Origin of the sequence: Streptomyces sp. NBC_01320 (genome assembly GCF_035974375.1) — a bacterium.
GTDB lineage: Bacteria > Actinomycetota > Actinomycetes > Streptomycetales > Streptomycetaceae > Streptomyces > Streptomyces yanii.
Genome location: NZ_CP108390.1, coordinates 160,945 through 180,534, shown reverse-complemented (window position 1 = coordinate 180,534; position 19,590 = coordinate 160,945). Strand labels below are relative to the sequence as shown.

Genomic DNA, 19,590 nt, shown 5'->3' with positions numbered 1-19,590 from the left:
CGCTGTCAAATTGTTGAGTATGTCGGTGTGTGACGGCGCGTTGGGGCATGGTGGGCTTGCGGTCCGGGCCTGTGGTCAGGCCGTGGTGGGCCGGCTGGCAGCTTGGGTGATCTGGTCCCAGATCGCGAAGCGGACGGTCATCTCGGCTCGGTGGTCGGAGGCTGTCATCAGGTGGCGGTGAGGGCGGAAGTGGGGCGAGATGCCGCTGAACGCGGCCAGGAACCGCTGGGCCCCGCCTACGGAACGGAATCCCTTCATCGCGCGTTCACGCTGCCGCGTGGGCTGGTGGGAGTTCTCCGCCCGGTTGTTCAGGCCCTTGTGGGAGCGGTGTTCCACCGAGGGCATGACCTCGCGGTGCGCCGCGCTGTAGGAGCGGAGTTTGTCGGTGACGACCACCCTCGGCACCGTACGGGTCTTCGTCATCAGACGGCGGAAGAAGCGCCTGGCCGCGCCTTGTCCCGCCGGCTCTGGACGAGGATGTCGAGGACGTTGCCATTCTGGTCGACGGCCCGCCACAGATACTTCAGCTCGCCGTTGACCTTGATGAAGACCTCGTCCAGGTGCTTCCCAATGCTGATGTCAAGCCGTCGCTGTCACTGAGGGTGTGACCTGGTAGCACCGTCGGTCACGAATCAGGGCCCACAGGACGTTGACGCGACGGCGTGCGAGCGCGAGGACGGCCTGGACGTGGCGTTTCCCCTCGGCGCGCTTGCGGTCGTAAAACTTCCGTGAGTTGGGGTCTCGTTGGACGCTGACCAGCGCGGAGATGTAGAAGACGCGCTGCAGACGACGGTGGTATCTCGTCGGTCGGTGGTCGTTACCGCTGACCTGGCCGGAGTCGCGTGGGGCGGGGGCCGTTCCGGCGAAGGCCGCGAGCCGGTCGGCCGTGGGGAAGGCGTCCAGGCTGCCGCCGACGGCAACGAGGAACTCGGCACCGAGGATCGTGCCGATGCCGGGCATGGACTGGATCACGTCGGCCAGTTCGTGTTCGCGAAACCGGCCCTCGATGAGTTTGTCGGTCTCGGTGATCTTCTCGTTGAGGGTCATCACCTCCTTGGCGAGGGTGTGCACCATCGTCGCGATGGCCTTCTCACCCACGACGGCGGTGTGCTGGCGCTCGGCGGCTTCAACCACCTTCTCGGCGAGGGAAGCAGCGTTGCAGACCTTGCGGTTGCGCAGCCAAGCGGTCAGCCGCCGGCTGCCCACGCGGCGGATCGCTGCCGGTGTCTGGTAACCGGTCAGCAGCACCATCGGGCCGATGTTACCGAGGTCGAGGGCCCGTTCCAGGGCCGGGAACATGCTGTTCAGCAGGGCCCCCAGCCGGTTGGTGGTGCGGGTGCGGTCGGCGACCAGATCGACGCGGTGGTCGGTCAGCAGCCGCAGCTCGAGTGTGGCTTCGTCGCTGGGGCGGATCGGCTGCAGGTCGCGGCGCATCCGTGCCTGGTCGGCGATCACGCGGGCGTCACGGGCGTCCGTCTTGCCCTGGCCTCGGTAGCTGTCGGTGGCCCGGTTGACCGCGATACCGGGGATGTAGACGAGCTCCTGGCCATGGTTGACCAGCAGGGCGATCAGCAGGCCGGGCTCGCCGCCGGTCATGTCCAGCGCCCAGGTCGTCTTGCCGCCGTCGGCGAGGTCCAGGACGTCACCGATCAGCTTCAGCAGTTCCGGCTCGTCGTTGGCCACCCGACGCGACAGCAGCGTGTCGCCCTCGCTGTCCAGGACCAGGCAGTGGTGGTGGGTCTTGCCGCAGTCGGTCCCCGCCCATATCCGGCTCATCGTGCTCCATTCGGTCGTACTTGCCTTGCGTACCACGGACGACCTCGCCGGCATTGCTCTACACAGCGACTTGTTCGCACTTCCCAATCGGCGGCCGAGTCGTCGTGGGGAGCCAGGCGGCCAAGCACCTGAAGCCACGAACGGCAGCCACTTGTCAGCCACACCCAGCTCCCCTGGGTGTCCTCACCCTACGAACGGGAGGATCAACCCGTTCAAGAAGGTAGAGCCACTTGTCCCCGGGCCTCGGCCGCCGGCGGCGCAGTCCGGCGGCGTAGGCCTGCCCAAACTTGGCGCACCAGCGGCGGACCGTCTCATAGGAGACGAGCACGCCGCGCTCGAGCATCAGCTCTTCGACCTCGCGGTAGGACAGAGGGAAGCGGAAGTACCGCCACACGCAGTGGGAGATCGCCTCGACCGGGTACCGGCGGCCCTTGTACGACGGCGGCGCGGACGACACGAGTGAACCCCTCCCCGGCACGATCAACTCCAAGATCATCCCAGGCCGGTCAACTAACGTGACAACGCCCCGCGAAGGCCACGGCACCGCCGCCGCATGGTGGCCCTGCGCCCCCGCCACAGCCGACCCCGTCGCCGCTCTCGTCGCGGCCCGCACCGCCGCCACGCGGAACTGACGGATTAAGAGCTCGCGCAGATAGGCGGCGTGGGCAGCCCCGGCAACAAGGTGGGCACAGGTCCCGGTGATCATGGAGTTGCGACGCTCTGTGACCACTGGGGAGATCTGTGCCCGTCCTTCCATCATGGCTGACCGACCCGCTCTGGGATCAATTCGCGGCACTGCTGCCCAAGCGCCCTGCGGTCGATCCGGCCCACCCGCTGGGTTGCCACCGCAGCCGTATCAGCGACCGGATCGTGTTCGACAAGCTGCTCCAGCTCCTGCGGTTCGGCTGCTCCTACCAGGCGGTCTCCGACACGACCTGCTCGGCGACCACGATCCGCAACCGCCGCAACGAGTGGATCCGGCTCGGCGTCTTCGCCCGGCTCAAACAGATCGCGCTTGAGTCCTACGACCGGATCGTCGGGCTCGTGCTCGACCAGATCGCCGTCGACGGCTCCATCACCAAGGCCCCCGGCGGCGGAGAAGCGGCCGGGCGCTCGCCGGTCGACCGCGGCAAACAGGGCCTGAAGCGCTCCGGCATGACGGATGGCTATGGGATCCCGCTCGGCAGGGTCCTCGCCGGAGCGAACCGCCATGACTCTCCGCTGCTGGCTCCGACCCTGGACCTGCTGGTGGACCTGGGGCCGCTGCCCGAGGCCATCACCGTGCACCTGGACGCCGGCTACGACTCGGACAAGACCCGCGCCGAACTCGCCGCGCGCAGTCTGCACGGCCGCATCGCGCACAAGGGCGAGAAGGCGCCCATCCAGGCGAGCCAGCGGTGGCACGTCGAGCGCACCCACGCCTGGCAGAACGCCTTCCACCGGCTCGCCCGATGCTACGAACGCCGCGTCGCGGTCATCGACGCGTTCTTCGACCTCGCCGATACGATCATCACCGTCCGTAGCCTGCTCCGCAGGGCGTGGACGACCCACCGCTGGGACAACCGTCCGAACCGCCGCCCATGAGCGAGTGCCGATCTACGCAGCGTCTAAGTGCAGCAGTTTGGGCATCTTGATGCCGACATGATCGGTACGTATGCCTGCCGACGTATAGGTACGGCCGCCACCGCCCTGGTGGACGTGTGCAGCACGTCGTCACGGCAGTAGAGCATATTTTCCCTATATGGGCGACGATCGGTATATGGGTGACGATCGGTGTGGCTGGTGCGGAGCTCCACTGCCGGAGTCGGCAGGCCCGGGTCGGCGGTATTGCCGTCAGGCGCATCGGCAGGCGGCCTGGCGGGCCAGGCGTCGCTGGCAGGCGGCGGCGGAGGCGCGGCAGGCGCTGGTGTTCGCGGAAGCGGATCTCCTGACGCAGGTGCAGGCCGCAACCCAGCAGGCGAGCGACTCGCGCCCGGGGCGAGGAGCGGAGGGCTGCCATGTTGCCGCCGTGGCGGAGGTGCCCGGGCTGGCCGGGCAGATGGTGCGCTGTGCGGTGTTGGCGGACCGACGAACCGGGGCGAGCTGGGCGCAGATCGGTGCTGGCCTGGGCATCAGCGCGGAGGCGGCCAGATGTCGCTTCAGGCGCCTGGAGGGATCCCTTCCTGGTGCCGCTCGGGAGGGTGAGAGCACGAGGGACCTTGCCGGCTTCGGCACTGGCACAGGCTCGGGCACGCATCTACTCTGCGCTGCTTTGGAACAGTTCATGCGGGAGACAGGCGCTTCCGGGGGCCTGGTATACCTGCTGCCGCCGGGTGAGCGGGTGCTGCGACTTGCGGTGCTGAGGGGGGTTCCCCGGCAGATCGCCGCGCACTGGACGCAGGTGCCGCTGACGGCCCGCACCCCGGCGACCGACGCCGTGCGCGAGCGGCGTCTGGTGTGGATAGGCGGCCAGGAAGAGATGGCGCGGCACTACCCGCAGATGGCGCTCGCGCTGCCCTACCCCTTCTCGGCGGCCGCTGCCCCGATCACCACCGGCACCACAGTCTGGGGCGCCCTGGTGGTGCGGTGGCCCAGCTCGCATCCATCGCCGCTGACCCGACACGAACGCAACGCGGTCCGTACCTCCTGCCGCCGCCTGGGCCTTCTCCTGCGGCAGGCCGCCGACAGCGGCCACCCGCTGCTGCCCGGGTCCGAGCCGCAGGTCCTGGCCCCCCTGCGTGCCCGCGCTCGCGGGCCAACCCAGGAGGCGGCAGCGGCGGACTTCGCCGAGCGCCTGCCCGGAGGATGCTGCACCTTGGACCTTGACGGCCGGATCACCTTCATCACAACCACCGCCGCCGACCTCCTCGGCGCCAGCGCCGCCGACCTGCTGGGCGTCCTGCCACGGCAGGTCCTGCCGTGGCTGGACGACCCAGTCGTCGAAGACCGCTACCGGGCCGCGGTGCTCAGCCAGGAGGCCACCTGCTTCACCGCCCTGCGCCCACCGGACCGGTGGCTTGCCTTCCACCTCTACCCGGACGTCTCCGGCATCAGCGTCCGCATCGCCCCGGCCTCCCCGTCCCCTGCCTCGGAGACGTCAGAGGTTCTGCACCCCGCACCGTCGGCCGCACCGGGCCGGTCGACCGCCCACCACCTCCTGATGCACCTCGCCGCCACGCTGACCGAGGCCGTCGGGGTCATGGACGTGATCGCCCGGATCGACGACCTGGTCCCGACCGCCTTCGAGGCCCAAGCCCTCGCCCTGATGATCGCCGAGGAGGGCCGGCTGCGGATCATCGGCTACCGCGGCTACCCCGCCGAACTCATGGACCGCTTCGACGGCACCCCCCTGGCCTCCAACACCCCTGCCGTGCGTGTCCTGACCAGCGGCGTCCCCAGCTTCTACGCCACCTTCGCGGACCTCAAGCGCGCTCATCCCCCCGCCGTCCTGCAGGACGGCAAGGCCGCCTGGGCCTTCCTGCCCCTGATCACCTCCGGCCGCCCCGTCGGCTCGCTGGTCCTCGCGTACGACCGGCCGCATTCCTTCACGCCCGAGGAACGAGCCGTCCTCACCTCGACCGCCGGGCTGATCGCCCAGGCCCTGGACCGCGCCCGCCTCTACGACGCCAATAAGGCGCTCGCCCACAGCTTGCAAGCCAGCCTGCTGCCCCAAGCACTGCCCCGCGTCCCCGGCCTGGACGTGGCTACCCGCTACCTCCCCACCGCTCACGGCATCGACGTCGGCGGGGACTTCTACGACCTCATCCATCTCGACACCGACCTCGCCGCCGCAGCAATCGGCGACGTCCAAGGCCACAACGTGAACGCCGCCGCCCTCATGGGGCAGGTCCGCACCGCCGTCCACGCCACCGCCGGCGCATCGCCCGGCCAAGTCCTCGCCCGCACCAACCGCCTGCTCACCGACCTCGACCCCGGCCTGTTCACCAGTTGCCTCTACGTCCAGCTCGACCTGGCACGCCACCGCGCCTGCCTGGCCACCGCCGGCCACCCGCCCCCACTCCTGCGCCACCCCGACCTACACACTGAGATCCTCACGCTGACGCCCGGGCTCCTGCTCGGCATCGACCCCGCCGCCGACTACCCGGAGACCGACATCCCCCTACCGCCCGGGGCCGTGCTCGCCCTGTACACCGACGGACTCGTCGAAACCCCCGGCATCGACATCGACGACGCCACCGCCGACCTCGCCGCCCAGCTCGCACAGGCCCGGGGCCAGACCCTGGACGCCCTCGCCGACACACTCATTCACCACGCCCAACGGTCCGCCCCCCGCAACGACGACATCGCCCTGCTCCTCATCCGGCCTCAACAACACGGCCGCTGACACCACGGCCCGCCCAGCTCGGCGGGGCTCCTGTCCCCGCCACGTCGACGCCGCCGGACTCGGTGAAGCATGCCTCCCTTTCCGAGCCCACCGCCGATCGGAGCCGGTGGACGGCGCTCTGCCAGGTGTGCGCGATCTGTTTGAGCCGGGCGAAGACGCCGAGCCGGATCCACTCGTTGCGGCGGTTGCGGATCGTGGTCGCCGAGCAGGTCGTGTCGGAGACCGCCTGGTAGGAGCAGCCGAACCGCAGGAGCTGGAGCAGCTTGTCGAACACGATCCGGTCGCTGATACGGCTGCGGTGGCAACCCAGCGGGTGGGCCGGATCGACCGCAGGGCGCTTGGGCAGCAGTGCCGCGAATTGATCCCAGAGCGGGTCGGTCAGCCATGATGGAAGGACGGGCACAGATCTCCCCAGTGGTCACAGAGCGTCGCAACTCCATGATCACCGGGACCTGTGCCCACCTTGTTGCCGGGGCTGCCCACGCCGCCTATCTGCGCGAGCTCTAAGCTTGATCTTTAAGCCTCCTCCTCGGCTCCGCCGCATCGGGGTGTGTCCGCTTTACGTTGTTTCTTGCCGACTGGGTGGCGGGGTGCGGGGGTGGAGGTGCGGCCCTTGGGGCGGCCGGGCCCGGGGTGGGTGGCTTTCGGCGTGCTGGCCGGGGTGCCCAGGATCCGCCGGATGCGTGGATAGCCTCGCCGGACCCGGCCGGGGGTCAGCTGATCCGGCGGCAGCGGCTTCTCCCAGGGCCGGCGCAGGTCCTCGGCCAGGGGGCGGGCGAGGCGGAGCTGGGCGTAGGCGGAGAGGATCAGCCACACCCACCGGTCGGCCTGCTCGGGAGTGCGTAGGCGGGGGCGGGTGAGGCCGAGGGTCTGCTTGAAGAAGCGGAATGTGTGCTCGATGTCGAATCTCCTGAGGAAGATCCGCCAGAGGCGGTCGACGTCGTGCGCGGTGGCGTCGGGGTCGCTGTGCCACAGCCATAGCGGCTTGGGGTCGCGGTTTCCGGGTAAGTGCTCGATGGCCAGATGGACCAACGTGCCCTCGACGAGGGGTAGTTCGCCTTCATGGTCGGCCCAGGAGCCGCGCCGGTCCGGCTTGGGGTGCATCCGGCCCCAGCAGCGGGCGAGGACCTGGCCGAAGCGGTCGTGGACGCCGGCCGACTCCTGGACCGGGGCCAGGTGGGTGGCGGGGTCGGCGAGGCGGAACTGTGCTCCGTGGCGGGGCGGGCGTCCGGGGTTGGTTCCGCGGCGCTTGCCAGCCGGTGCATACATCACCCGGTCCGCGCGGATGCGGCCCAGCAGCCGCACCGGTTCTTCGCGCAGCAGCCAGGTCAGGCGCACGAGGTCGTAGCCGGAGTCCAGGACGAACAGGACCGGCGGGTCGCCCGGTCGCCATTGCCCGGCCCGCTGCAGGCGGGCGCGCAGGTCACGGATCTGAGTCGCGGTGACCTCGGTGGGATCGTCCTCGGGCCCCAGCCGGACTGCGTCCAGCGGCCCTGTCCACGAGGAGCGGCCACCGCCCAGGGCCGCGGCCACCTGGTAGGGCCAGCCCGGGATGGTCTGGCGAACCCCGTCGCAGCGACACGGACGGTGGCAGTGCAGGCGCTCCGGCGAGCACTCGGCGTCCGGACGCGGCCATGGAGTGACGTCCAGCGCGATCGACAGCTGCCGGTCCGCCCCGCGCGGCAGCTCAAGGCCTGCCAGCGCCATCCGCAGGCGGGACACGGCGATGTGGCCCTGGGCCAGCGCGTCGTACATCGCCCCGTGCCCACGCCGGTGCACTGCCTCCAGCGACAACTCCGGCAGCGAGACCACCGGCCCGCCGGCACACAGCACCGCGTCCGCCAGCTCGAACAGAGCATCCGCCCGCAGGGTCAGGCACTCGTAGAACTCGCGGCGAAACCGAGATAACCCGGTCAATGCCTCGACGCGCGCAGCGTCGTCTTGCAGACTGTCCATCACGGCCTTTGGGTTGATCGACTGTCGACTTCAGCGAGAAGACACGATCACGCAAAGGCCGCCCAGCTGTCAGGCGAACGACGAACCCCACCAAGACACGATCTTGGTGGGGTTAATAGTCAAGCTAAGCTGACCAGAGCGCCCGAAGGAGGACACGATGACGACCGCATGGGACGCGCTCCCGCCCTGGATGCTGCCGCCCCGGCCGAGTGGGTGGGAGGCCGATGACCTCGACAACGCACCCGCCCTCCCGCGACACACCGAGCTGATCGATGGAGCGCTGATCTTCATGATGTCCCCGCAGCGGTCCTGGCACGCCCGCGTCGTCACCCGGCTTACGACCGCATTGGACGATCAGGCTCCCGAGGGATTCGAGATCGACCGGGAAATGACGATCAAGCTGAACGAGAAGAACCGGCCCGAGCCCGACGTCCTTGCTGTCACGGTCCCATACGACCCGAACCGCACGCGCTACCTCCCCGACCAGGTAGCCCTCGCCATCGAAGTCGTCTCGGATGAGTCCGCCGACCGTGACCGGTCGCTGAAGCCGTTCAAGTACGCGCAGGCGGGTATTCCGCACTACTGGCGTGTCGAGGAGGAAAACGGCCTCCCCGTCATCCACACGTACGAGCTGGACAACACCACCCGCGCCTACGTCGCCACCGGTATTAACCGCGATCGCATAAAGACAGCAGTCCCTTTCGGTATCGAACTCGACTTGCTCCGTCTCGTTCGCTGATCACAGTGGCGTTTGGCATCCTGTGGGACTCTGGTCCGAAAATAACGTCTGAGCATCAGCCCGGTAGGTGGGTTGAGGTGGCCTCGATGGGTTCGAAGCGGACGGTAAGGCCGAGGGCGTTGGCCTGGCGGGTGATCCGGCGCAGGGCGCGTTCGGGGTCGTGTTTGGCGTAGTAGTCACCGCCGAGGTCGTGGAAGGCGGTGTCCTGGGTGAGCATGTGCCAGACCGCGGTCAGGGTCGAGTGTTCGAGTGCGACCAGGGCTTTCTTCTTGCCGAGGCGGGGCATGAGGCGCATGTAGCGGGCGCCGAGGTAGGTGGTGTCGCGGGTGCGGGAGGCGGCCATGGCTGCGGTGCCCAGGGCGGCGCCCAGCCAGCGGTTGCCGTGGCGTCTGCGGCCGGACTTGTGCTTGCCGGCGGACTCGTGGTGGCCGGGACAGACCCCGGCCCAGGAGGCCAGGTGTCCGGCGGTGCGGAAGCGGGACATGTCGCCGCCGGTCTCGGCGATGAGCACCTCGGCGGTGGTGCGGCCGACTCCGGGAATGGTTTCCAGCAGTTCAAGCTGGCGGGCGAAAGGGCGCATCTCCTCCTCGATCCGCGTGGACAGCTCGGCGATGGCCGCCTTGAGCTGGTCGATGCGTTCCAGGTGCAGACGGCACAGGAAGGCGTGGTGCTCGCCGAAGTTGCCGGTCAGCGCCTCGACCAGGGCGGGGATCTTGGGCCGCATGCGGGCCTTGGCCATCTGGGCCAGGGCGTGGACGTCGCGTTCGCCGTCGATGAGCGCGGTCAGCATCGCCCGCCCGGAGACGCCGAGGATGTCGATGGCCACCGCGGAGAGCTTGATGCCGGCGTCCTCCAGTTCCTTCTCCAGCCGCTGGGCCTCGCGGCCGAGTTCCGCGGCGAGGGTGGAGCGGTAGCGGGTCAGGTCGCGCAGGTGCCGGATCGGCTCCGGGGGCACGAACGATGCCTTCAGCAGGCCGCACTCGCCCAGCTGGCACAGCCAGGCCGCGTCGGCGACATCGGTTTTGCGCCCGGGCAGGCCCTTGGCGTGTGCGGCGTTGACCAGGATCACGTTCAGGCAGTCTTCGAGGAGGTAGAACGCCCCGCGCCAGTAGTCGCCGGTTGCTTCCATGACCACCAGGGTGACCTGTTCGGAGATCAGCCAGTCACGCAGCTCCAGGAGCGCGTTGGTGGTGGTGGCGAACGTGCGGGTCTCTTGTCGGCGCGAGCGTCGCCCGCTCGGGCTGGGGGTGCGTACGCACGCTTTTAGGTCCTTCTTGCCGATGTCCAAAGCGGCGCACCGCTCGTGCAACACGTCCATGAACCCCTCCCGGGCGACGAGGCGCCGTCCGGAGGGGCCACAGGGCTGAAGAGTCTGGTCCGCGTGCTGCAGCAACAATTGACGGTCCCTGTCAGCGGCCCCCAACGCCATACTGACGCGCGAGCTCGATGGCATCACAGATAGATCGGCGTCCCGGACGGACACGGGCCCATTTTCCCGCCTCCACGGAGGCCCGCGCAGCGGGCCTGGATTACTGACGCGTAAATAACTGCAGGTAGGAGCTGTCTTGGGCAGGGCCTTGCGCCCGGTCGGGACCTCGTCCGCCGGGTTTCGTTCCCGCTCGTTCATCCACTTCGACCGGACCAGCCCCGTCGCCCCCGTAGTCCGCCAGATCGACCGGACCGTTGAGTTCCTCGACCTGGTTTCTGCCTGCCACTCCTTCGTCGCGGCCGCAGGCCGCACCGTCCCCGGCCTGCGGGACCGGCAGCTGGGCGAGGACGAGCGCGCCATCGTGCACGAGAACGTCGCCAGGGTGAGGGCCACGCTGGACTGGATCGAGACCGCGGTCGACACCGGCAAGGTCGACGTCGACGGCGAGTTGGCCCGTCTCCTGGCCGGCCCCAAGCCATGCCCCCAGGCGCCGGGGCCAGGCTGCTCGGCGGCGCGCCGACACACTCCGCTTCATCCTCTTCGAGGCCCGCCCCGCCGGGCTGCTGGGCCGCTGCCGGTGAACTCACACCCAGCCAGGTGCGGGCAGGGCTGGCCTGCCTGCGCGACATCATCGCGGGCCCGGCCCTCACCCCGACTGAGCTGGCAGAAGCCGCCTGAGCCGGGAATTACGCAGGTCGTCGGGCCCTCTCAAACGCGGCCCGGACTTCTGCGAAGCGTTCTTCGCTCTGCACCTTGCCGGCGGCCATGTCGCTGAGCGCATACGCAGTGGTCTTGAACCCGTCAGTGTGATGGAACTCGGCACCCCAGTTGCCGAGCGTCACATGTGTGACCTGCTGCAAGGGCAACCGCTGAGTACCCCACGGGTTCACGGCGACAACCAGCTCCGGACCAATCTCCAGCCGGACTCGCAGTATCACCCACCAGAAGAAACAGCAGGCACCGACCGCCAGGCCCGTCCACAACCCTGCCCGTGTGAAGCCCACCCACGTCGGTGCAAGCACCCACCAGAACCAGCACCGAGCGGCTGCCACCACGACAACAGCCGACATGACATACGCCGCGGGGCGAGCACCCCCGCCGACGCGCCACACCGCGACCTCATCCCCACCCCGGTCTCCCATGGCGACATTGTGGCTCTCACCGCCCACGATGGCCCCGTTATTTCGTGGTGATCGTCGCCTTGGACACCTCCGCGCCGTAGACCTCGGCGAGGTGCGCGGAGATCTCCCCGTGAGTCAGGCCCTTCGCGGACAGCGACAGCACCATCTCGTCCACGCCGGTCAGACGCCGCTGGCGCTTCTTGACGATCTGCGGCTCAAAGGTGCCGGCCACGTCTCGCGGGACCTTCACCTCGACCGGTCCGGGCATGTCATGGGAAGATCCAGTTCGACGGACAAGGGGTGGAGCGTATGGGGCTTGACTACAGCTACAAGATCTTTGTGCCTGCCAAGAACGTCGCCAGGGCGCTGCTCGAGCTCACCAAGCTGGCGCCGCCAACCCGTCGAGTGACGCCGCTTACGGTCACCATGCCCGGCGGTGACCGGGTCGTCGTCCCGTTCACGTCCAACTTCAAGAGCGAGCCGGTGGATTGCTCCACAAGCGGCAGGCTTGAACTCGACACCTCAATCATGTTCGGCGTCGACGACGCGGTGCGCGAGTTCTGCGGGGACCGTGACTCCGAACCCGACGAGTTCGGGAGAGTTCAGATTGGGTACGTCTACCTCACGCTGCGGTTCGCGCCCGCGCCACACCCTCGCTTCGCGTCGCTAAAGTTCACCGCAGCCACGTCGGGGATGAGTCGGCTGTTTGAGCGATCCGCAAGCATCGGAGCCGTGTTTACCGGCCTCACCGCCGCCAGCGGCGGAGTGTGCTGTCTACTCGACACCGAGAGCGACACCTTCCAAATATGCTGGCTGAACGGTCAGCCGATCCAAGACACGGTTCCCGGCCCTCGCTTCGCCAACTACCGCGATCTTGTGACAGTTTGGCCCGGCCAAGACCAGTGAGGAAGCATCTCACCAGAGGCCCTTGGACTGCTGGCCGAACGCGGAGGAACCCGCCGCGTTCGAAACGCAATGAGACGCCGACCCTGGCACAGGGACCAGCCCAACTGACTTGATCCACAGGTCTTGACTATTACTCCACCGCCTCTTCCGCTTCCGCGAGGTAGCCAGTGGCGTCGATTGTCCGGATGAGAACGCCTCGGATCAGGGCCTCGCGTGCCTCGGGCTCGGCGTCGTCGAGAGCGCTGGCGAAGTCCGCAGCTGTGTCGTTGTCGAAAGGACCAGTATCCCAGGTGCCCATGCTGATCTCCTTGCGTAGCTTCGCCGGGATCCTCGCATCAGGCTCGACAGGGTCTGTACGGTCAACGGTGGATCTTCGAACAGGAAGTGACACCTGATGACAGACGTGATCGTCTCGGCTGAGGCCGTGCAGGAAGTGCAGCCCCTGGGGGTGCCGGACGCCATGGACGACCAGCTGATCGGCCAGCTGGTGGACCGGGCGAAGGCCAGCGGGATCAAACTGACCGGTGAGGGCGGGCTGCTGCAGCAGCTGACGAAGAGGATCCTCGAGTCCGCCCTCGAAGGTGAGATCACCGACCATCTCGGGCACGAGAAGCACGAGAGGGCCGTCGGCGGCAACACCCGTAACGGCACCCGCTCCAAGACCGTGGTGACCGAGGTTGGGCCGGTGGACATCGAAGTCCCCCGCGATCGTGAGGGCAGCTTCGAGCCGCAGATCGTCAAGAAGCGACAGCGTCGGCTGACCGGAGTGGACGAGATGGTGCTCTCGCTGTCCGCCCGTGGCCTGACCCATGGGGAGATATCCGCCCACCTGGCGGAGGTCTATGGCGCCGAGGTTTCCAAGACGACCATTTCCATGATCACGGACAGTGATAGTGGTATCCGGGTTCCCGGTGGTCGTGACTCGATCACTGACTGACGTCCTGCTGGGCTGTCTTCGCCTTGGTCTGTCCGGCTGCCGGGGCCCGTTCCCGAGGCCCCGGCCGGGTGGATCATGACCTTATAGGAGCCTGGCCAAAGGCCCCATCACTGTCCTGTCTGCCCCGCCCGGCCGGAGCCATCTCCGGTCAGGAAGGCATCTCCAGCATGACAGGAACGGACACCGAAGCCGTCGTCGAACACGTGGTGATCGGCGGAGTGGACTCCCACGCCGACACCATCCACGTCGCCGTGGTGACTGACCGCGGCGGGCAGCTCGCCGACGCTGAGTTCCCCACAACGGCCGCTGGATACACGGCTGCTATCGCGTTCATGGCCGCTCATGGCACTGTCGTCTCCGTCGGGGTGGAAGGCACATCGTCCTACGGCTCGGGGTTCACGCGAGCGGCCCGCAAGGCCGGCCTGACCGTGATCGAGGTCAACCGGCCGGACAAGGCCGAGCGCCGCAGGATCGGCAAGTCCGATCCCATCGACGGTGGTCTTGGAGACCTCCGTGCCGTAGACCTCGGCCAGGTGGGCGGAGATCTCGCCGTGGGTAAGGCCCTTCGCGGACAGGGACAGGACCATCTCGTCCACGCCGCCCAGGCGCCGCTGGCGCTTCTTGACCAGCTGCGGTTCGAACGTGCCCGCCCGGTCCTGCGGCACCGTGATCTCCACCGGGCCGACCTCGGTGGTCACGGTCTTGGACCGGTGGCCGTTGCGGCAATTCTCCCGGCCGCCCTCGACCCGTTCACCGGGCTCGTGTCCGAGGTGGTCGGTCAGCTCACCCTCCAGCGCGGACTCCAGCACCTTGCGCGTCAGCTCCGCCAGAAGGCCGCCCTCGCCGTTCAGCTTCACTCCGCCGGCCTGGGCCCGGGCCACCAGTTCGGCAACCAGACCGTCATCCACACATCCAGCGCACCCACGGCGGCCTCCCCGGCCTTGATGTCACTCATCACGTCAGTCATCAACTGTCGCTTCCAGCTCGGGAGTTACACCGGTTACCGTACAGACCCCCCGCATGAGACTGAGCACTACAGATGGCGGATGAGCACTGGATCTGTCGGGCTGTGCATTTGAGTTGGTGTGACTGAGCTCCTCAGTCGGCGGCTGAGCGCTTCAGGTGGCGAGTGGACACCCTGGAGACGATGCCCAAGCAGGGTTCATACGGTGATGCGCCAGGCCGTCCAGAAGGGCCTGGAGGCCGAACTCGAAGGTCCTGTCGGGGGCAGCGGCATATTCGGCGGCCGCCTGGGTGTCCAGCCGGGCGCGCAGGCGCGGGTAGTGCATGGCGATCTCCTGCGCCTTGGTCATGGCGTCCTGGAACTGTGCTTCGGTGGTGACGCGGCCCTGGTTGAGTCTCCGGGTGAGTGCGGCGGTCGCGGCGGCGCTAGCCGCGTGGCCGAGGACGTAGGTGAAGACGGCGGCCGCGGCCTGCAGGGGGTGGGCAGCGGCCACCGGACCAGGGGTTGATACACCGTCACGGTGTGGGCAGTCTGCTCCTCCCACGACACCCGCAGGAGCCGTCACCCGGTGCGTGCCGTCGGTGCGCACGAACCTCTGGGGGCGTTCAGTCGCGCCGGTACCAGGGCTTCGGCGTAGTCGACGGGCATCCGGTTCATGACGGTCTGGTCGGCCGGGGAGAGCGGAACAGGCACGGCCTCCAAGATCATGGAGTTCTCGACGCCCCGTGACCTGTCTGGAAGACCGTGCCTGCCGAAGCATCATCGCTGATCCCGCCTGCCCTTGACCAACTTCGCGAGCATCCCGAGGCCGCGCCGGAAGAAGTGCCCGGACTGCTGGACCGCCTCACCCAGGTGCCCGATCCGCGTGATCCCCGCGGAGTGCGCCACGCGCTGGTCGGCGTTCTTGCCCTGGCCGCCTGCGCGGTGCTGGCCGGGGCAACGTCGCTGCTGGCGGTCGGCGAATGGATCGCCGACGCTCCGCCCCACGTGCTGGAACAAGTCGGCATGCGACTCGATCCCTTGTTCCCCAAACGGTCTCTGCCTGCGGAAACAACGGTTCGACGACTGCTGGCCCGGATCGACGGCGACACGCTGGACCTGGCGGTCGGCCGCTGGCTCGCCGACCGCCGCAACCGAGCCGAGGGCCGGCTGCGCGGCCTGGCGGTCGACGGCAAGAGCCTGCGCGGAGCGGCCAGGGCCAACGGCCGCAGGATCCACCTGCTCGCAGCCCTGGAGCACACCACCGGCCTGGTCCTGGCCCAGCTGGACGTGCAGGAGAAGACGAACGAAATCACCTGCTTCCAGCCGCTGTTGGAGACCCGACCTGGCCGGGGTGGTCGTCACCAGCGACGCCATGCACACCCAGCGCGAGCACGCCGACTACATCCTCGGTCGCGAAGCCCACTACATCGTGATCGTCAAGGGCAACCAGAAGAAGCTCCGCAAGCAGCTCAAATCCCTTCCGTGGACAGAGATCCCGCTGCAGGGCCGGGTGAGGGGCACCGGCCACGGACGCTCGGAGATCCGACGGATCAAGGTGGCCACGGTCAACGGCCTGCTCTTCCCCGGAGCCCGGCAAGCCGTCCAGGTCAAGCGCCGCCGCACCGACCGCAAGACCGGCAAGACCACCATCAGGACCGTCTACGCCGTCACCAGCCTCACCGCCGAGCACGCCAACCCCGCCCAGCTTGCCACCCTGATCCGTGACCACTGGCAGATCGAGGCCCTGCACCACGTCAGAGACACCACGTTCGCCGAAGACGCCTCGCAGCTGCGAACCGGCAACGCGCCCCGCGCGATGGCCACCTGGCGCAACCTCGCCATAGGCGCCCTGCGGCTGGCCGGCGCGACCAACATCGCCGCCGCTCTGCGACACAACGCCCGCAACGCGGACCGCCCGCTCGCCCTGCTCGGGCTCAAGTGATCACGAAACGGACGCCCGCCGACTACGCCGAAGCCCTGGCGCCGGTACTGCTCGGCGGCCTGCCGAGTCGGATGATGCTGCGAAGGCGGTGGTCGCCCGCGTTCTGATAGTCGGAAGCTACTCAGCGCAGTACGGCCGACAGGAGGTCGGTGCCCAACGCCGCCAGATCGGGCAGATTGAGGGTGTAACGGACGTAACGACCGTGCCGCCGAGCCGTGAGCAGGCCCGCGCGGCGCAGGACGGCAAGGTGGCGGGACACCTCCGGGGGCGAGAGTTCCCAGAAGTGGGACAGCTCGCCGGTGGTGTGCGGGCCGCGGGCCAGAGTGCGCAGCAGCCGCAGCCGTACCGGATGCGCGAGCGCCTCCAGCCGGAGGGTGACCGTCTCCAGAGAGACCGGATCAGCCGGACTCAGCTCGGCGACAGGGTACTGCACCACCGGATGCCACCCGGGCGCGTGGACCGCCACCAGGTGCGGGCGGCCGAAGACGCTGGGGATGAAGGTGACCCCGGCGCCACGGGCGGCGGTCGCCTTGTCCTGCACCTTGTCCACGATGATGCAGTCGCCGTCCGGTGCCAGGGTGACCGCGCCGGAGACCGAGGCGAGTGCCGCCCCGACGCCGTGGCGCCTGAGCAGTTCGTTCTTCAGTCGCAGATCGGTGGCGAGCTGCACCGCGACGCCCGCCCAGGCGCCGTCGAAGAAGGCTCCGACGCATTCTTCGAGGGTGTGGCGCACCCGCGCTCGCACCGCGGCCGGGTCCGCGAGCAGCCGTTCCGCGAAGGCCTCCTGCGGCGCGCCGCGGGCCTGGGCCACGTCCAGGGCCCGCTCGCGCGCTGTCGTGTCGGTGAGCGGCGACGCCCCGGGGAAATGGACCCGGTTGCTGCCGCACGTGGTGACGAGCGCGGCGGTCACATACGTCTCGTCGTCGATCCGGTCCACGTCGTCCAGCTCCTCGGCGAGGGTCGGCCGGGGCCGCGCGGGGATCAGGAAGTCTGCCTGTGAGGAACGCCAGAGGAACTCCGCCTCCCTGAGCCGCTCGGCCAGTTCCGGCCGCAGCCCGGCCCAGACGTCCGCGGCCCAGCCGGCGAACTGCGGATGGTGACCGGGTTCGGCCAGCACGTGCAGCATCGCGGTCAGCTCGGCCAGCGGGGAGGCGGCGAACCGCACTCGCTCGGACGGCAGACCGCTGATGTCGATCCTCAGCGTCATCCCCTCATCATCACCGCCCGGACAACCTGGCGACGGCGTCGATTGACGATGTGCGTCAACCGACGTGCCCTGCCCCAGCGGCCGAACGCACCGTCTGACGCCATGGCAACCATCACCAGAATCCAGCCCCGCGCCCTCGTCCGCGCCTCAGGAGGCCCCCGCTATGCCGTCGCCCTGGCCGTGGACGCGCTAGGCACCGGCCTGCTGCGGCCCTTTCTACTGCTCTACGGCGTGACGGTACTGAGGCTGTCCGCTCCGGTCACCGGCACCGCCATGACGGTCGGCATCGTCGCGGGTCTGGTGTGCATGCCCGCAGTGGGCCGATGGCTGGACCGCGGCGCACGCAGCACGGTCGTGGCGGCGTCGATGCTGGTGCGGGTGCTGGGCGTGGCGCTGCTGCTGGCCGCCCCAGCGGGGCACGTCTGGCTTTTCGCGACGGCGGCACTCTTCCTCGGCATCGGCAACCAGGCATGGCCGGCCGCCCACGCCGCGCTCGTGGCCACGGTCGCCCACGGCCGAGAACGCGACACCGCCCTCGCAGGGGCCCGCGCCCTGCGCAACGCCGCCCTGGGCGTCGGAGCACTCCTTGCCACCGTATGCCTGGCGGGCGGCACCACCGCACTGCGGGCGCTGGCAGCTGTCACTGCGCTCGCCTACCTTGCCGCAGCCGCCTTGGCGTGGTCGGTCCACGTGCACGCACATCCAGCGGAGGCCGCCCCGGCCAAGGACCGGGACGATGAGCCCGCACCCCGGATGCTCGCGCTACTTGTCGCCAATGTGGTCTACGTCTTCTGCCTCAACGTCCCCGAGATCGCGCTCCCTCTGGTCCTGGTGACGCAGCTCCACGCGTCCCCGGCGTGGCCGGCAGCCGTCTTCGTGGCCAACACGGCGCTGGTCGTCACCCTGCAGGTGCCGGTCACCGTCCTCATGTCCCGCTTCTCCCGGCGGACCGTGCTGGCCCTCTCTGGCGTGGTGCTGGCCGCGTCCTACCTCGGCTTCCTCGCGGCCACCTCACTGGGACACGGCTGGGGTACCCCGGCCATCGCCACGGTGTCCGTGGTCTGCACGGTCGGCGAGATCATCTACGCCGGCAGCGCCACCGCGCTCGTCACCGCACTCGCCCCGGCCCATGTCCTGGGCCGCACCCTCGCTCGCTTCCAGCTCTCCACGGGCTTCGGCCTCGCCGTCTCCCCGGCGGTCATCACCACGCTCGCACCCCACGGCCCAGCCGCCCTCTGGGGCAGCCTCGCCGCCGCGACACTCCTCTCCGCTGGCGCCGTTGCCACCGAGAAGGATCAAGGAACGCGGCTCAGCGGTTGCTGCCCCCGGGAGCGAGCAGGCTTGTGAGCTCGGCAATCGCCTCGCCTCTGGTGACGGTTTGACGTAGCGGCGGACGTTCTCCGCTCTCTTGTGCCGGGACTTCGCCATCAGCATCAACAGGGACGCGCCCTGCTCGCCGAGGTAGGTCAGCGAGGAGTGGCGGTACTCGTGCAGATCCCAGCCTGTGCCCGGCCCCCGAAGTGCGGTGTGCTCGTCCAGCAGGGCGCGCGCCTGGCCGTAGGAGAGCCGGGCAAGCCCGGTGTCCGGGCATATGCCGCGCGGGCTGACGACCTTGCCAGGCCCGGGGCGGCGATGGGCGACATCGTGGAGGCGGCGTGGAAGGTGCAGGCGGCTTTTCGCCGGAGCCATGCACCCCGTTCAATGCGGTGGCGGTTTCGGGTCCAGGGCGTTGCCGACGGTGCATCCGCCGGGCATCCGCTGGATCCGGGGCGGCACCCACACCTCGGTGGCGCCGGGGCTCACGCGGGCAAGAAGGCAGTCCTGCGCGTCGAAGCCGTTGCTGTCCCGCTCGAAAATACGATTCGGTGCTGTGAGCTGCGGTGGTGTCGTTTGGTCAGGCGGCGCGGTGATACTGGTTGATCAATCCTTTGAGGATGGGTTGTCGCCGGATCTGGTGGGTCTGGAGGTCGGTGATGGCGGCCGGGTTGGACGGTTGGTCGCTGTCCGGGGTAGCTGCTGGCGGGATTGGTGGGGACGGTGTCCGTTGTAGTGCTGGATGTACTCGGTCAGTGCTTTCACGGCGTGGGTCTCGTTGTAGATGAGCATGCGGTCGAGGAGCTCGCGGCGGAGGGTGCCCACGACTCGCTCGCAGATCGCGTTCGCTTTGGGTGTCCGTGGTGGGCTGAGCGGAATCTCCACGCTGTCGGCCTCGAGGACGGCGTCGAAGGCGTGGGTGTACTTGCTGTCCCGGTCCCGGAGGAGGAATCGCAGCGAGTCGATGGGGCGGTCCGGGATCACGGCGGGGTT

Annotated in this window: 13 protein-coding genes and 13 pseudogenes; 11 read left to right on the top strand and 15 right to left on the bottom strand. The window is 68.9% G+C overall.

Features of this window, described 5'->3' with window-relative positions:
- Positions 1-75: 75 nt before the first annotated feature.
- The 3 genes and pseudogenes from OG395_RS00920 to OG395_RS00910 all read right to left on the bottom strand — a co-directional run.
- Positions 76-563, bottom strand: a pseudogene (locus OG395_RS00920) (IS6 family transposase); the annotation flags it as partial.
- Positions 564-579: 16 nt separating this feature from the next.
- On the bottom strand, positions 580-1,776 hold the full coding sequence (locus OG395_RS00915) for an IS110 family transposase (protein ID WP_327241169.1): 1,197 nt from the start codon (positions 1,774-1,776) through the stop codon (positions 580-582).
- Positions 1,777-2,002: 226 nt separating this feature from the next.
- Positions 2,003-2,233 (bottom strand): annotated as a pseudogene (locus tag OG395_RS00910) (IS6 family transposase); the annotation flags it as partial.
- Positions 2,234-2,517: 284 nt separating this feature from the next.
- On the opposite strand from OG395_RS00910, the gene OG395_RS00905 reads away from it, so the two are divergent.
- Entirely contained in the window at positions 2,518-3,360 is an 843-nt protein-coding gene (locus OG395_RS00905; RefSeq protein WP_327241168.1) for an IS5 family transposase, read from the top strand.
- Between the two features lie 454 nt (positions 3,361-3,814).
- Positions 3,815-6,100 carry a SpoIIE family protein phosphatase gene (locus OG395_RS00900; RefSeq protein ID WP_327249216.1) on the top strand — a complete coding sequence of 762 codons (2,286 nt, stop codon included), beginning with the start codon at positions 3,815-3,817 and terminating at the stop codon, positions 6,098-6,100.
- Positions 6,101-6,233: 133 nt separating this feature from the next.
- On the opposite strand, the pseudogene OG395_RS00895 reads toward OG395_RS00900, so the two are convergent.
- Both OG395_RS00895 and OG395_RS00890 read right to left on the bottom strand, forming a co-directional pair.
- Positions 6,234-6,503, bottom strand: a pseudogene (locus tag OG395_RS00895) (transposase); the annotation flags it as partial.
- A gap of 113 nt (positions 6,504-6,616) precedes the next feature.
- The gene (locus tag OG395_RS00890; protein ID WP_327241167.1) at positions 6,617-8,056 is read right to left on the bottom strand and encodes an NF041680 family putative transposase; all 1,440 of its coding nucleotides are present in this window, start codon (positions 8,054-8,056) and stop codon (positions 6,617-6,619) included.
- A 157-nt stretch (positions 8,057-8,213) separates the two neighbouring features.
- On the opposite strand from OG395_RS00890, the gene OG395_RS00885 reads away from it, so the two are divergent.
- Positions 8,214-8,795, top strand: a complete 582-nt coding sequence (locus OG395_RS00885) for a Uma2 family endonuclease (protein ID WP_327241166.1) — start codon at positions 8,214-8,216, stop codon at positions 8,793-8,795.
- A gap of 55 nt (positions 8,796-8,850) precedes the next feature.
- Here OG395_RS00885 and OG395_RS00880 read toward each other — a convergent pair whose 3' ends face one another.
- Positions 8,851-10,113 (bottom strand): IS110 family transposase, encoded by a 1,263-nt coding sequence (locus OG395_RS00880; RefSeq protein ID WP_327241165.1) that lies wholly within the window; start codon positions 10,111-10,113, stop codon positions 8,851-8,853.
- 310 nt (positions 10,114-10,423) lie between these two features.
- Between OG395_RS00880 and OG395_RS00875 the strand changes: the two are divergent.
- Together OG395_RS00875 and OG395_RS00870 are read left to right on the top strand one after the other, a co-directional pair.
- Positions 10,424-10,693, top strand: a pseudogene (locus OG395_RS00875) (DUF6192 family protein); the annotation flags it as partial.
- Between the two features lie 10 nt (positions 10,694-10,703).
- Positions 10,704-10,860 (top strand): annotated as a pseudogene (locus tag OG395_RS00870) (RacP protein); the annotation flags it as partial.
- 50 nt (positions 10,861-10,910) lie between these two features.
- Here the strand turns inward: OG395_RS00870 and OG395_RS00865 are convergent.
- Together OG395_RS00865 and OG395_RS00860 are read right to left on the bottom strand one after the other, a co-directional pair.
- Complete coding sequence (locus OG395_RS00865; protein WP_327241164.1) at positions 10,911-11,294, bottom strand: hypothetical protein; 384 nt, start codon at positions 11,292-11,294, stop codon at positions 10,911-10,913.
- A gap of 118 nt (positions 11,295-11,412) precedes the next feature.
- A pseudogene (locus OG395_RS00860) lies at positions 11,413-11,607 on the bottom strand (transposase); the annotation flags it as partial.
- A 47-nt stretch (positions 11,608-11,654) separates the two neighbouring features.
- Between OG395_RS00860 and OG395_RS00855 the strand changes: the two are divergent.
- Positions 11,655-12,251 (top strand): hypothetical protein, encoded by a 597-nt coding sequence (locus tag OG395_RS00855; RefSeq protein WP_327241163.1) that lies wholly within the window; start codon positions 11,655-11,657, stop codon positions 12,249-12,251.
- Positions 12,252-12,387: 136 nt separating this feature from the next.
- On the opposite strand, the pseudogene OG395_RS00850 reads toward OG395_RS00855, so the two are convergent.
- Positions 12,388-12,549 (bottom strand): annotated as a pseudogene (locus OG395_RS00850) (DUF4259 domain-containing protein); the annotation flags it as partial.
- 162 nt (positions 12,550-12,711) lie between these two features.
- Between OG395_RS00850 and OG395_RS00845 the strand changes: the two are divergent.
- Both OG395_RS00845 and OG395_RS57940 read left to right on the top strand, forming a co-directional pair.
- Positions 12,712-13,137, top strand: a pseudogene (locus OG395_RS00845) (transposase); the annotation flags it as partial.
- A gap of 218 nt (positions 13,138-13,355) precedes the next feature.
- Positions 13,356-13,622 (top strand): annotated as a pseudogene (locus OG395_RS57940) (IS110 family transposase); the annotation flags it as partial.
- A gap of 48 nt (positions 13,623-13,670) precedes the next feature.
- Here the strand turns inward: OG395_RS57940 and OG395_RS00840 are convergent.
- From OG395_RS00840 to OG395_RS00830, 3 genes and pseudogenes are all read right to left on the bottom strand, one after another.
- Positions 13,671-14,155: pseudogene (locus tag OG395_RS00840) on the bottom strand (transposase); the annotation flags it as partial.
- Positions 14,156-14,306: 151 nt separating this feature from the next.
- Positions 14,307-14,645, bottom strand: coding sequence for a TetR/AcrR family transcriptional regulator C-terminal domain-containing protein (locus tag OG395_RS00835; protein WP_327241162.1), 339 nt, complete (start codon positions 14,643-14,645; stop codon positions 14,307-14,309).
- 68 nt (positions 14,646-14,713) lie between these two features.
- Positions 14,714-14,860 carry a hypothetical protein gene (locus OG395_RS00830; RefSeq protein WP_327241161.1) on the bottom strand — a complete coding sequence of 49 codons (147 nt, stop codon included), beginning with the start codon at positions 14,858-14,860 and terminating at the stop codon, positions 14,714-14,716.
- A gap of 36 nt (positions 14,861-14,896) precedes the next feature.
- Here OG395_RS00830 and OG395_RS00825 point away from each other — a divergent pair.
- Positions 14,897-15,211, top strand: a pseudogene (locus OG395_RS00825) (transposase family protein); the annotation flags it as partial.
- Positions 15,212-15,506: 295 nt separating this feature from the next.
- Positions 15,507-15,917 (top strand): annotated as a pseudogene (locus OG395_RS00820) (ISAs1 family transposase); the annotation flags it as partial.
- 280 nt (positions 15,918-16,197) lie between these two features.
- On the opposite strand, the gene OG395_RS00815 reads toward OG395_RS00820, so the two are convergent.
- On the bottom strand, positions 16,198-17,283 hold the full coding sequence (locus OG395_RS00815) for a helix-turn-helix domain-containing protein (RefSeq protein WP_327241159.1): 1,086 nt from the start codon (positions 17,281-17,283) through the stop codon (positions 16,198-16,200).
- 102 nt (positions 17,284-17,385) lie between these two features.
- On the opposite strand from OG395_RS00815, the gene OG395_RS00810 reads away from it, so the two are divergent.
- Positions 17,386-18,630: an MFS transporter gene (locus OG395_RS00810; protein ID WP_327241158.1), complete on the top strand. Its 1,245-nt coding sequence runs from the start codon at positions 17,386-17,388 to the stop codon at positions 18,628-18,630.
- Here OG395_RS00810 and OG395_RS00805 read toward each other — a convergent pair.
- Positions 18,593-18,924: pseudogene (locus tag OG395_RS00805) on the bottom strand (site-specific integrase); the annotation flags it as partial. The gene OG395_RS00810 and the pseudogene OG395_RS00805 overlap by 38 nt on opposite strands.
- Positions 18,925-19,203: 279 nt before the next feature.
- A complete protein-coding gene (locus OG395_RS00800) occupies positions 19,204-19,581 on the bottom strand; it encodes an integrase core domain-containing protein (RefSeq protein WP_327241157.1) in 378 nt (125 codons plus the stop codon).
- Positions 19,582-19,590 lie beyond the last annotated feature (9 nt).